Source organism: Kitasatospora indigofera (assembly GCF_014655955.1).
GTDB lineage: Bacteria > Actinomycetota > Actinomycetes > Streptomycetales > Streptomycetaceae > Kitasatospora > Kitasatospora indigofera.
Genome location: NZ_BNBO01000067.1, coordinates 37,153 through 48,242, shown reverse-complemented (window position 1 = coordinate 48,242; position 11,090 = coordinate 37,153). Strand labels below are relative to the sequence as shown.

Sequence of the window (11,090 nt, the reverse complement as noted above, 5' to 3'; positions counted from 1 at the left end):
TCCGCCGGGGAACCGGCTCGTGCGTGCACCATCGCGATCTCCTTCACCGATCGTCGGACCACTCGGTCGTGCCCCGGCCAGGGCCGACGAGGTCCGCTGAAATCTTCATAACCCAACATATTCGAACGTGATACGACATATGCAATCCCGGTGACGGCGCCCGCGTCAAGCGCCCCGCCCGGCTGCCGTCTCCGCCCGCGGCATCCGCCCGCCGCATCGCCCGGATGCCGTACCGCGCCGCCGGCCCGGCCGTGGGACGGATGCGCCCCCGGCGTGGAGGCGGCCCCTGCGGCCAGGCGCTCCTCCCAAATCCCTGGCGTCGCAGGCCCGTCGGCCCGATCATTGACGGCACGACGAGCCGTGACAGGAGGACAGCCTGTCGCACCGTCAGCTCATTTCCGGCCCGAAGAGGACGAGGATCCAGATGCCCTTCATCGAACCTGCGCCCCCCAGCAAGGCACCCTCGGCCGTGCTCGCGGTGGTCGCACTCGTACTCACCCTGGTCGGCCTGTACCTGTGGCCCTGGTGGTCCTCCGGCTACCGGGACTCGACCTTCCTGGAGTTCCGCCAGGAGTACGCGGACGGGCCGGCCCTGCCCTCGCCCTGGTGGAACGTCTTCTACACCAGCTGGTTCCAGTACGGGTACGTCGTCCAGACCGTGGCGGTGCTGGCGCTGCCCTTCACCGTGGTGCGCCAGGACCGCTGGCACTGGCTGTCGTTGCTGGCCGTGCTCACCTGCGGCTGGCAGCTGATCGGTGTCCTCGGCAGCACCGTCTTCCACACCACCCCCGCCCCCTTCCTGGGCCCGCTCGCCGGGGTCCTCGCGCTGATCGCCTGGGCGCTCGGACGTCGGACGGCGCCCCGTCCGGCCTGAGGCCGTCGCGGCCGCTCCCTCTGTCGGGGGAGCGGCCGCCGCGCCCGCCCGACGGGCTGTCAGCACCGCCCGGTTGAAGGGGATCGTCACCGTCCGCGCGGGCGGGGACCGGCTCCGCCCCGCCCGGACGGAGCCGCGCCGTCCTGCTCCGGCAACCGGGCCAGGGCGCGGACAACTCCTGCTTCCGGGCGCCCGTCCTGGAGCACCTGCCGGAGGAGTACGCGACGAGGCGTAGGACGCGCGGCGAAGCCGACCGGCGCCGCCCACCGGTGTCCGCCCGGACCAGGCACCTCCGCCCCGGTGCTGGTGCCCCTGACGGCACGAGGGCAGGCAGGGGGCGCCCGGTTGTCGGTGCCTCCGCCTAGCGTGACCCGCATGACCGATTCCCCGCCCCTGCCCGCCGAACTGCGCCCCCTCTTCCGGCGCGTCGCGGCCGGCCACCACGCCCTGAACTCCTCCCTCCCGGCCGGCCGCCTGGTCGGGGCCGAAGAGGGCAGCGACCCGAGGCCCGTGCTGTGGATGAGCGAGGGCCCGGCACCCGTCGGGCTGTGGGAGGCGCTCCACCGCGAGCGGCGGACCTCGGGGCTCTGGCCGCTGCTGCTGGCGCCCCTCCGGGACGAGCCGGACTTCCGCCCCTGGGGGTCCCAGGAGCTGTTTCCGGACCAGATGTCGTCGCCCGACAGCCAGGACGCCCCCGACCTGCTGCGCCAGTGGTGGGAGGGGATTGCCGGGTGGGAGGACGAGGACCCTGAGGAGGAGGCCGAGCGCCGCGCGATCACCGCGCCGTTCGGCCCGTCCTGGCCCGGTCTCGCACCCGCCGGTGCCCTGACGCGGAGTCCGGACGAGCACGCGCGGGCCTGCGCCGCCGCCCTGCTGCAGGTCCGGCCGGCGCTCCGGATCGGGCTGGTCGCGGGCACGGACGGCGCGGCAGCCCTGGCGTCCTGCGGGTGGAGCGGCCCGCTGAACCACGAGAACGACATGGGCAGGGTCGCCGGTGTGCTCCGCAGTTGGGAGCAGCGATTCGGGGCACAGGTCGTCGCCGTGGGCTTCGACACCCTCGACCTCAGTGTCGCGGCCCCGCCCGCGAACCTCGACGAGGCCCTGCTGGTCGCCGCCGAGCACCTGGCGCTCTGCCCGGACAACATCCTCCAGGGAGTCGGCACCCTGTCCGCCTACGCGGAACACCTGGTCGACGCCGACGTCTGGACGCTGTGGTGGGACTGACGCGTCGGCGCGGCCGGCCGGTGGGGCCGCGCGGCGGGGGAGGACCACCCGCGCGGGGCGGCTCCCGGCCGCCGCACCGGGTGTGCCCGCAGATCCCCCTTGCCCCGCAGGTCACCTGAGGCACTGTCAGTACCGGATGAGATGGTCTGCCACAAGGCGGAGCCCCCCTCCGCGGCCTCCGGGACAGGAAGAGGAGTGCATCCCGTGCGCATCGTGATCAGTGAGTTCATCAGTCTTGACGGCGTCGTGCAGGCACCGGGCGGACCGGAGGAGGACACCGACGGCGGCTTCGCCCACGGCGGCTGGTCACACCCGTTCTTCGACCCGGAGGTCGTGGGCGGTGCCTTCACCGAGGCGCTGGCGAAGGCGGAGGCGCTGCTGTTCGGGCGCCGCACCTGGCAGACGATGGCCGCGGCCTGGCCCGAGCGGGCCGGCGACCCGTTCGCGGACCGGATGAACTCCATCCCCAAGTTCGTCGTCTCCAGCACGCTCGACGACGCCGACCTGACCTGGCACAACACCACCCGCGTCCCCGGCGCGGAGGCGGCCGCCCGGATCCGCGAGCTGCGCGACCGGGACGGCGGGGACCTGGCCGTGATGGGCAGCCCCACCCTCGTGCGCTCCCTGCTGACCGAGGGTCTGGTGGACGAACTGCGGCTCATGATCATGCCGGTGCTGCTCGGCGGCGGAAAGTCCGTCTTCCCGGACGACGGCGCGCTGCGCACCCTCGAACTGGTCTCCGCCGTCAGCAGCGGCGCGGGTGTGAACGTGTGCACCTACCGTCCGGTCGCCCGGAAGTAGCGCGGAGCGGGCGCCGCGGTGTCAGCCCAGTGCGTCCAGGAGGTCCTGTTCGCGCTCGGCACTGAGCCCGGCCCGCCGGCTCCGCCCCAGGCCCTGCTCGCGCTCCCAGGCCAGGGTGTCGGCCAGCAGCTCGACCCGGGCCCGGTGGCGCAGCCCGGCCGCGCGCGCCGCCGCGCCGCTGCGGGCCGACCAGCCCTCCCAGCCCGGTTCGGCCAGCCACATGGGCAGCGATTCGGGCCCCATGAACTGGGCCACCTCCTTGGCCACCAGCCAGTCCGGCTCGGCGGCGGCCAGCGGGCCGGTGTGCCCGCCGACGGTACGGGACAGCGCGATCCAGTCCCCGAGGGCGAGCACCGGGCCGACGGCGTCGAAGGTGCCGGTGGTCCCGGCCTCGGTGGCGTCCAGCAGCCAGTGGGCGAGGTCGCGCACGTCGACGACCTGGGTCGGTGCGTCCGGCGCCGCGGGCACCAGCATCGGGCCGTGCGGATCCCGGGCGGCCCGGGCCACCCAGTAGCCGGAGCGTCCGCTGTGGTCGCCGGGCCCGCCGATCAGTCCGGCGCGGACGATCAGCAGGCGGTCGCCGAGAGCCGCTGCCGACGCCCCCTCACAGGCGGCCTTCGCCTCGCCGTACGCCTCACGTCCGGCCTCCGCCAGCTCGGTCGGGGCGAGCAGGGGAGTGCTCTCGTCCGCGTCCAGCTCGGCATGCGAGGCGTAGGCGCTGACCGAGGACACGTACGTCCAGTGCCCGGCCCGGCCGGCCAGTGCGCCGAGGGCCTCACGGACGAAGCCGGGCTGCCACGACACCTCGACGACCGCGTCCCAGTCCCGGTCGAGCAGCGCCTCGTAGGCCGCCGGATCGCCACGGTCGGCGGCCACCAGGACCGCTCCCTCCGCCACCGCCCCGCTCTCGCCGCGCGCCAGACAGGTGACCCGGTGCCCGCGCCCGATCGCCTGCCGGGAGACCTCCCGGCCCAACCACGCCGTCCCGCCCAGTACCAGAATGTCCATCCCGCCACTGAAGCACCGAACGCCCCGGAGGCCCAGCCGCTTTCGCTGAGAGCGTGCAGCCGGGCGACCGCGACGGAAGGCTGCTGTGCGCCGCGACGGACCGCGCCGGCCCGGGCGCCGGCCTCGCCGCCCGGTCTGGTTCCCGCCCGGGCCGTGACGCCGGCCGGGGCGCGACTCCCGCGCGGTGGTTCGGCGGGAAAACCGCTGGGCCCGCAGGTCACCGGGGCGGTTCAATGCCGACGTGGAGAACTCTCTGTGGGACAGGATCTCGGCCGAGGGGAAGGCCGAGGTGGACCGGCTCGTCGCCGCCGGCCACTACGTCCAGGCGATCAAGTGGATGCGCGACTGCGCGGAAACGCCGACTCCCGGCATCCATGAGTGCGTCGATCTGCTGAACGAGCGCATCCTCGCCGCCCGGCCGAGCGATTCCGGGGAAACGCGCTGATGTGCCGTCGGTTCCATCACGCCGGTCCGGGCTGGATCGCCCGGGCGCGTCGCCTGCGAGCCCGTCGATCATGAAGATCACCGAAGGCGTCCACGCCGTGAGGAGGGTCGCCGGCGCAGGAGATCGTCAGCCTCCGAAGACCTCGTCCATCGACATCGACCCCGCCTGGCTGCTCCCGCCGGCCACCCAGTGACGGTAGGCGGCGGCGGCCAGCGCATCCGCCCGCGCGGCGCGCTCGGCCGGACTGCCGGCGGCCGCCGCCTGATCGGCGGTCAGGACCCGGGTGACGTAGTCGCTGACGCTGAGACCCGCTTCGGCGGCTGCCGCGCGGACGGCTGACTCCAGCTGCTCCGGCAGCTCGACCAAGGTGGACATGCTGACCACGATACCGACGCAGGCCCGACTCGAAACGTCGCTCGCCGCCTTGCCCGGGCCTGCGGCGGCTCCACGCGCCCCCCGTGGCCGCCGTCGGGGCCGGCCCTGCGGCGCTCCGACCGGCGGGAACGGCGTGGGGGCCGGCCCGGATGCGTACGGATGCGCATGTGCGCGAGGGCGCCGGTCCCTGGGGTGGCGGTCGGAACCGACAGTGGACCGAGGGGAATGTGGCGGGCGAGCAGCGGGAGTTGAGTCGGACGGGTACCGCGGCCGGGGCGGTGGGCCTGGTGCCGGCCGCGGTGGCGCCGCTGGCGGGTGGGTTCGTGCTGTTCCAGGTGCTGGTCCGGAACAGCCTCGACCTCCGGTGGGGGCTCCCGCGGCGCTCGGCGGGCCTCGACGCCGGGCAGGGGCCCAGCGCGCACCGGGCCCCGCCTGCCTCAGTAGCCCCTGACGACGAGTTTGGCCCTGGTCTGGGGCCAGGTGGTGTGCAGGTAGTGGTCCTCGGCGGCGCGCCAGCGCCCGATCCACTCCTCGGGGTTCTCGCCGCGTGCTCGTACGCGCTGCAGGCAGACCTCGCGCGGGGTGTCGACGTAGGCGGTGAAGTGGTAGTAGGGGGCGAGTTCCGGGCGCGCCGCGTAGACCCCTTCGACGATCACCGGGGTGCCGGGGGCGATCTCGCGCCAGGCACCGAGCCGTTCGGTGGGCCAGTCGTAGAGCTGGTACCGGGCGGCCCCGCCGTTCCGCAGCGGGATCAGGACCTGGTCCCGGAGGCGTTCCCAGTCGAAGTAGCGGTGGTAGCCCTGTTCGGCATCGAGCAGCTCCCGCTCGTGGTCGGGCATCGGGCGGTAGAAGTCGTCGACGTGGACGACGTCGGCGCCGTCGAGGAGGCCGGCCACCGCGGCGGCCAGGGTCGTCTTGCCTGATCCCCCGGCGCCGTCGATGGCGACGATCCTGCTGCTCCCCCGGGTGCGGGGCAGCTCCAGGAGGCCGTCGGCGACGTCCTTCGCCCGCTCCGTCACGTCCGCGAGCTGCTGGCGCGTCCGCAGCTCGACGGTCCGTGCGGCGCTCGACAGCACGCTCTCGCCCGCTTCCCTCAGGCCGACTCCCAGCAGCGCCCGGGTGACGGCGACCGAGTCCAGGACCCCGGCCCCGAGGTCCCGCAGCAGCCGCTGCACGTCCTCCATGTCCTTGCCCTGCTCCAGCAACCGCTCGCACTGCTCGACCAGGGGGCCGAGGCGTGCGGCACGCTCCGGAGAAGGGTCCTGGACGTTGTCGGACACGAGGACTCCTTGCGGTCGGCGTGCAGGGCGGGGACAACCTACTGTCCGCCCGCCTCAGGAGACCACTCCTTTCCCGGCCTTTCCCGGCCGAGCCGGAGCAGGGCCGGCCGCCTGCCGTCAGCGCGCCGGACGGTCCCGCCGAGGGGCCGTGGGCGGTTGTCCTGCTCGGGTTCGCCGCCCGCACGGTCTCGGTCAGCGGCGCCGTGACCTGCCCGGCCGTCGCACCGAAGGACGGGGGACATTTCGGGCGCCGTACGTAGCGGCAGGCATACTGAGCTGCAGGTGCGAGGAATGGGGAGACGGTTCGCATGGAGAAGCCGACGGACTCGATCGAGTACGAGACCATGCTGCTGGGCCGGCACGTCCACATGGGCGCGCGCAGCAAGCGCACCAGCGGGAACCTGGACCGCAGTGCCTACATCCTGCTCAGCCGGCTGCGCATGCAGGGCCCGATGTCGATCGGCGGGCTCAGCGAGGCGTTCGGGCTGGACGCCTCGACCCTCAACCGGCAGACGGCGGCGATGATGCGCGCGGGCCTGGTCGACCGGATCCCCGACCTGGAGGGCGGCATCGCCCGCAAGTTCCGGATCACCGAGGAGGGCGCCCGCCGGCTGGAGGAGGCGCGGACGGAGCTGGTCGGCGGCCTCGACAAGGTGCTGGCCGACTGGTCGGCGGAGGACGTGGCCGAGTTCGCGGCCTTCCTCAAGCGTTTCAACACGGACATCGAGAACCTGCACGGGCGGCCCTGGCCCCGGCCCTGAGGCCCGGCCCCGCAGAGTGGCCCCGAGTACCCTTCGCCGCGCCCGCCCGCGGCTGGTTCAGGCGCACGTCCGTGCCCGCCGCCGGACCGTCGTCCGGTGCAGGTGACGGGCCCCGGGCGGCCTGTGCCGACCCGCCTGTGCCGACCCGCCGGGAGTGTCGGTGGCGGGTGCGATGCTGCGGTGATGGACGAGGACGAGCGGTTGATGCGGGGGCGGGTGTACGGGGCGGACCACGAGGATCCCGACCCCGGGCCGAGGGCGGGGCACGCGTACCGGGAGCTGGTGGCCGGGCCGCTGGACGGGCTGTTGCTGGACGTCACCGGCTGGAGCGCCGCGGAGTTGGCGGACGGCGCGGCCCTGCCCACCGAGATCGGTGCCCACGGGGCCGGCGGCCGGGCCTGCTACGGGCCGCGTCCGGGCGACCCGTCCCGCTGGGACTGGGAGGGCGACGTCCCCTGACCACCGGTCCGCCGGATCGCCCGGACGGGGCGGGAGCGGGGCGGCGGACGGTCAGGGCCGCCGGCCCCAGGCCGTGACCAGTCCGGGGGAGAGGTCCGCGACGCTGCCCGAGGTGATCGACTCGGCGGCCTCCGCGAGCAGGCCGGCGTCCACCAGGCCGGTGGCCAGCATCGCCTCGCGGGTGCGCTCCCAGGTCTCCAGCCAGAACGCCCCGATCGGGCTGCCGGCGGTCAGCGCGGGCACCTGGATCTCGGCCCCGATCTCGGTCAGCCCGAGGTCGCGCAGCAGCCGCGGGTACTCGGGCGTCCAGCTGATGTCCGTCCCGATCGTGCTGCGCAGGGCCTGCCACATGGCCCGCATGGCCAGCCGGTAGGGGGTGTCCGGCGGGGCCGCGGTGGTGAGGTCGACGGCGTCGCCGAGCACCAGGCGGCCGCCCGGGTTGAGCAGTTCGCAGAGCCGGGCGGCCACCCGGCGGTGTTCGGGCAGGTGCATCAGCACGAAGCGGGCGTGGACGAGGTCGAACCGGCCGGGGGCGAAGCCGGGCTCCGTGACGTCCGCGGCCAGGGTCCGCAGCGCGCCACCCGCGAGCGGCTCCAGGAACCGGACGTCGCGGTCCACCGCGAGCACCTCGTCGACGCCGGCCTCGCCGGCCAGCCAGCGCGAGATCGTGCCGGTGCCGGCGCCGATGTCGAGGCAGCGGGTCCCGGGGCCGGCCCCGAGGGCGAGCAGCCGGGCCCGGGTGAAGGTGTCGTAGGCCATGGAGCCGAGGTCGATCCGCTCGCCCTCGCCGGGTTTCCACGGCTCGAAGAGGGCCTCGCCGTACCCGGCGCCCGCGCCGTCCACCCGGCCTCGCGACCCTGCGTCGGCAGGCGGCCCGGCGGAGGCGGCCGGCTGCCTGCCGCTGCCGGTCCGGCCGGTCGTGCCCGCCGTCCCGGTCGTACTCGTGCTCCCGGCCGTGCTCGCGGCAGCGGCTCGGTTCGCGGGGCCGGCCGTGCCCGCCGGACGCGCCGCGTCCGCCTCGCCGCCGGCCGGCCCGACGGGCCCTTCGTCTGGGGACACGGTGTCCTCCGTCCGTGCTCCACGGCACTCCGGGGAGCGGTCGCGGTCTGTCGGTGCGGACCCTTACGAGCGTATCCGGCATCCGCCGGCCGCACCTGTCCCACGGGCGTGGCCCGTGGCCGTACCCGGTGCGGCCCCGCCCGGGAGCCCGCCGGCGCGCGCGGCCCGTGAATTCGCTGGCCGGACGGCGGCCGGTGCTGATCTCATGCGGGCATGGACAACGATCTCCCCGCCGGATACGAAATCTCCACCGACCCCGACCGCCTGGACGCGGACCTGGTCCACCGGTGGCTGTCGCAGGACGCCTACTGGGCGCTGGGCCGCCCGCGCGAGAAGCACGATCTCGCCGTCGCGAGCTCCCTGAACTTCGGCGTCTACGAACGCTCCGCCGGCGCCCAGGTCGGCTATGCCCGGGTGGTCACCGACCGGGCCACCTTCGCCTGGCTGTGCGACGTCTACATCGCTCCGGAGGCCCGCGGCCTGGGCCTCGGCACGGCCCTGGCCGCCGCGGTCCGGGACCACCTCGCCCCCTACGGGGTGCGGCGTGTCCTGCTGGCCACCGCCGACGCGCACGAGGTGTACGCCAAGGCCGGATTCGTCGCCCTGCCGAAGCCGGACTGGTGGATGGCGATCGTCAACGAGTGAGCCGCCGGCCGGCCGCGGGGCCGGGGGCCGGGGCGCGACCGTCCGGCCCCCGGCCCCGTACGCCTCAGCAGTGCCGGCCGGGTGCCGCGTCGCGGGTGACCAGGACGGGGGTGCGGGCGCCCGCGGGGTCGCGGCGGTCGTGGACGGTGGTGCCCGCCTTGATGGTCTCCTCGACGGTGATGTCCTTGATCTTCATCGCGGGGACGGTGAGCGGGTTGTGGCTGAGGACGACCAGGTCGGCCAGCTTCCCCACCTCGATGCTGCCCTTGTCCCGCTGCTCGAAGTACTGGTGGGCGGCGTTGATGGTGAGGGACTTCACCGCGTCCCGCGCGGACACCCGCTGGTGCTCGCCCAGCACGTACCCGGAGCGGGTGACCCGGGTGACCTGGCTGGCCAGGATGGCGATCGAGTTGGGCAGGGCGACGGGGGCGTCGTGGTGCGAGGTGTAGATCATCTTCCGGTCCAGCGCCCAGCGGGCGGGGGAGATGTCCTGCGCCCGCTCGGGGCCGAGGACGGTCTTGCGGTACCAGTCGCCCCAGTAGTAGGTGTGCATCGAGAAGAACGACGGGATGATGCCGAGTTCGGCGAAGGCGTCGATCTGGTCCTCGCGGGCGGTCTGGGCGTGGATCGCCACCGGCCGCCGGTCGGCCGGCCCGGCCCCGGCGGTGACGGTCCGTACGGTCGTGATGAACTGGTCGACGGCGGCGTCGCCGTTGACGTGCGCGATGACCTGCCAGTCCTGTGCGAAGCCGGTGCCGAGCTGGGCCAGCGCCGTCTCGTCGTCGAGGACGGGGTAGCCGCGGTACTGCGGCCCGGTGCCGTCCGGCGGGGTGGTGTAGGGCTGGGTGAGCCAGGCCGTGCGGCCCTGCGGCGAGCCGTCCAGGACCATCTTGATCCCGGCGGCCCGCAGTCCGCCCTCGTACTCCCGGCTCGCCCGGACCCGCTCCGGGTGGGCGAGCGCCTCGTCCGCCTTCACGTAGACGACCACGTCGATCGGCAGGCCCGCCACGGAGTCCTTCACGGCCTCCCGCAGGGCGTCCAGGGTGTCGAGGGTGGCGGCCCCCTCCTGCACGGTGGTGAAGCCGAAGCCGGCGGCGGCCGCCAGACCCGTCGACAGGAACCGGGCGATGTCGTCCTCGTGCATGCCCGTCACGGCCAGGCCGTAGGCCGGGTTGAAGGCGGACTCCTCCAGGACGCCGTTGGGCGTGCCGTGCGGCCGGGCCTCGTCCTCGCGCCGGATCACGCCGCCGCGCGGGTCGGGCGTGCCGGCGTCGTAGCCGAGGAGTTCGAGACCCCGGCTGTTGACCGCACCGAGGTGGAAGGACTGGTGGACGGCGAGCACCGGACGGTCCCGGCTCACCTCGTCCAGCTCCTGCCGGGTGGGGTGCTGCTTCCCGGCGAGCATCGAGTCGTCGTAGCCGAACCCGATGACCCACTCGGAGCGCCCGCCCACCTCGCCGGCGGCGAACTCCCGCAGCTTGGCCTGGAGCGAGGCGATGTCGGTGACCTCGCCGTCGGGTCCCGGCAGCAGGTTGGCGATGGTGGCCTGCAGTCCTGTCCCGGTGAGGTGGCCGTGGGCATCGATGAAGCCCGGCAGCAGCGCGCGTCCTTCGAGGTCCCGCAGCCGGGTGCCCGGGCCCTGCCAGTCGGCGATCGCCCGCGCGCGCTCACCGACGTGGACGATCCTGCCGTCCTTGACCGCCACCGCCTCGGGCGGCGCCGCTCCCGGCTCGTCGGCCACCGTCACGATCTCCCCGCCGAAGAAGATCACATCCGCGTCCCCGGGCGCCGCACCGCGTGCTGAGTCCATTGCCATGACCAGGCCGTTCCTCGCGTAGATCACCATGAGTACCGTCGCGGCCACTCTAGGTGGCCCGGACGGGTGATGGTGGTTCCGGCACGCACCATCGCGGGCACCGGACCGCACCCGCCCGTCACCACCGCGGGCTCGGGGCGCCGTCCGGTCCGCTCCGTCGGTCCGCCCGCGTCCCTCGGGCGGCCCGCACCCGCCTGCACCCGCCCGCGTCCACCTGCACCCGCCCGCGTCCGCTCGTCCCGCGCGCCGATGCAAGCCGGTGGGCCGACCGTCGTTTCCCGGCCATTCTCCGGGTCGGCGGGCCTGTCGCCGGGGCGACGGGGCAGACGGGCTGCGGGCCGCC

At 74.5% G+C, this 11,090-nt stretch carries 12 protein-coding genes; 7 read left to right on the top strand and 5 right to left on the bottom strand.

Translation table 11 applies throughout. The features are described from left to right. Positions 1 to 424 precede the first annotated feature (424 nt). The 3 genes from IE329_RS35050 (at position 425) to IE329_RS35040 (ending at position 2,899) form a co-directional block, all read left to right on the top strand. Complete coding sequence (locus IE329_RS35050) at positions 425 to 874, top strand: hypothetical protein (protein WP_190215075.1); 450 nt, start codon at positions 425 to 427, stop codon at positions 872 to 874. A 375-nt stretch (positions 875 to 1,249) separates the two neighbouring features. Continuing rightward, the gene (locus IE329_RS35045; RefSeq protein ID WP_190215074.1) at positions 1,250 to 2,098 is read left to right on the top strand and encodes a DUF4253 domain-containing protein; all 849 of its coding nucleotides are present in this window, start codon (positions 1,250 to 1,252) and stop codon (positions 2,096 to 2,098) included. Between the two features lie 204 nt (positions 2,099 to 2,302). Beyond that, complete coding sequence (locus tag IE329_RS35040; protein ID WP_190215073.1) at positions 2,303 to 2,899, top strand: dihydrofolate reductase family protein; 597 nt, start codon at positions 2,303 to 2,305, stop codon at positions 2,897 to 2,899. A 21-nt stretch (positions 2,900 to 2,920) separates the two neighbouring features. On the opposite strand, the gene IE329_RS35035 is transcribed toward IE329_RS35040, so the two are convergent. Further along, positions 2,921 to 3,907, bottom strand: a complete 987-nt coding sequence (locus tag IE329_RS35035; protein WP_190215072.1) for an NAD-dependent epimerase/dehydratase family protein — start codon at positions 3,905 to 3,907, stop codon at positions 2,921 to 2,923. Between the two features lie 241 nt (positions 3,908 to 4,148). On the opposite strand from IE329_RS35035, the gene IE329_RS35030 reads away from it, so the two are divergent. After that, complete coding sequence (locus IE329_RS35030) at positions 4,149 to 4,352, top strand: hypothetical protein (protein WP_190215071.1); 204 nt, start codon at positions 4,149 to 4,151, stop codon at positions 4,350 to 4,352. Positions 4,353 to 4,478: 126 nt separating this feature from the next. Here the strand turns inward: IE329_RS35030 and IE329_RS35025 are convergent, their stop codons facing one another. Both IE329_RS35025 and IE329_RS35020 read right to left on the bottom strand, forming a co-directional pair. Next, on the bottom strand, positions 4,479 to 4,727 hold the full coding sequence (locus IE329_RS35025; RefSeq protein ID WP_190215070.1) for a hypothetical protein: 249 nt from the start codon (positions 4,725 to 4,727) through the stop codon (positions 4,479 to 4,481). Positions 4,728 to 5,164: 437 nt separating this feature from the next. Further along, a complete protein-coding gene (locus tag IE329_RS35020) occupies positions 5,165 to 6,007 on the bottom strand; it encodes a uridine kinase family protein (protein WP_190215069.1) in 843 nt (280 codons plus the stop codon). Positions 6,008 to 6,315: 308 nt separating this feature from the next. Between IE329_RS35020 and IE329_RS35015 the strand changes: the two genes are divergently transcribed. After that, a complete protein-coding gene (locus tag IE329_RS35015; protein WP_190215068.1) occupies positions 6,316 to 6,768 on the top strand; it encodes a MarR family winged helix-turn-helix transcriptional regulator in 453 nt (150 codons plus the stop codon). A 183-nt stretch (positions 6,769 to 6,951) separates the two neighbouring features. Next, positions 6,952 to 7,227: a hypothetical protein gene (locus IE329_RS35010; RefSeq protein ID WP_190215067.1), complete on the top strand. Its 276-nt coding sequence runs from the start codon at positions 6,952 to 6,954 to the stop codon at positions 7,225 to 7,227. 51 nt (positions 7,228 to 7,278) lie between these two features. On the opposite strand, the gene IE329_RS35005 is transcribed toward IE329_RS35010, so the two are convergent. Next, complete coding sequence (locus tag IE329_RS35005) at positions 7,279 to 8,070, bottom strand: class I SAM-dependent methyltransferase (RefSeq protein ID WP_229928012.1); 792 nt, start codon at positions 8,068 to 8,070, stop codon at positions 7,279 to 7,281. Positions 8,071 to 8,499: 429 nt separating this feature from the next. Here IE329_RS35005 and IE329_RS35000 point away from each other — a divergent pair, with 429 nt between their 5' ends. Continuing rightward, positions 8,500 to 8,931: a GNAT family N-acetyltransferase gene (locus IE329_RS35000; protein WP_190215066.1), complete on the top strand. Its 432-nt coding sequence runs from the start codon at positions 8,500 to 8,502 to the stop codon at positions 8,929 to 8,931. Between the two features lie 64 nt (positions 8,932 to 8,995). Here IE329_RS35000 and IE329_RS34995 read toward each other — a convergent pair whose 3' ends face one another. Next, positions 8,996 to 10,747 carry an amidohydrolase gene (locus IE329_RS34995; RefSeq protein WP_229928011.1) on the bottom strand — a complete coding sequence of 584 codons (1,752 nt, stop codon included), beginning with the start codon at positions 10,745 to 10,747 and terminating at the stop codon, positions 8,996 to 8,998. Between the last annotated feature and the right edge of the window lie 343 nt (positions 10,748 to 11,090).

Excerpts from the sequence above, each read along its gene's own strand:
- IE329_RS34995 (WP_229928011.1), bottom strand. The coding sequence starts at position 10,747 with ATGGCAATGGACTCAGCACGCGGTGCGGCGCCCGGGGACGCGGATGTG.
- IE329_RS35050 (WP_190215075.1), top strand. The coding sequence starts at position 425 with ATGCCCTTCATCGAACCTGCGCCCCCCAGCAAGGCACCCTCGGCCGTG.
- IE329_RS35010 (WP_190215067.1), top strand. The coding sequence starts at position 6,952 with ATGGACGAGGACGAGCGGTTGATGCGGGGGCGGGTGTACGGGGCGGAC.
- IE329_RS35045 (WP_190215074.1), top strand. The coding sequence starts at position 1,250 with ATGACCGATTCCCCGCCCCTGCCCGCCGAACTGCGCCCCCTCTTCCGG.
- IE329_RS35000 (WP_190215066.1), top strand. The coding sequence starts at position 8,500 with ATGGACAACGATCTCCCCGCCGGATACGAAATCTCCACCGACCCCGAC.
- IE329_RS35035 (WP_190215072.1), bottom strand. The coding sequence starts at position 3,907 with ATGGACATTCTGGTACTGGGCGGGACGGCGTGGTTGGGCCGGGAGGTC.
- IE329_RS35025 (WP_190215070.1), bottom strand. The coding sequence starts at position 4,727 with ATGTCCACCTTGGTCGAGCTGCCGGAGCAGCTGGAGTCAGCCGTCCGC.
- IE329_RS35015 (WP_190215068.1), top strand. The coding sequence starts at position 6,316 with ATGGAGAAGCCGACGGACTCGATCGAGTACGAGACCATGCTGCTGGGC.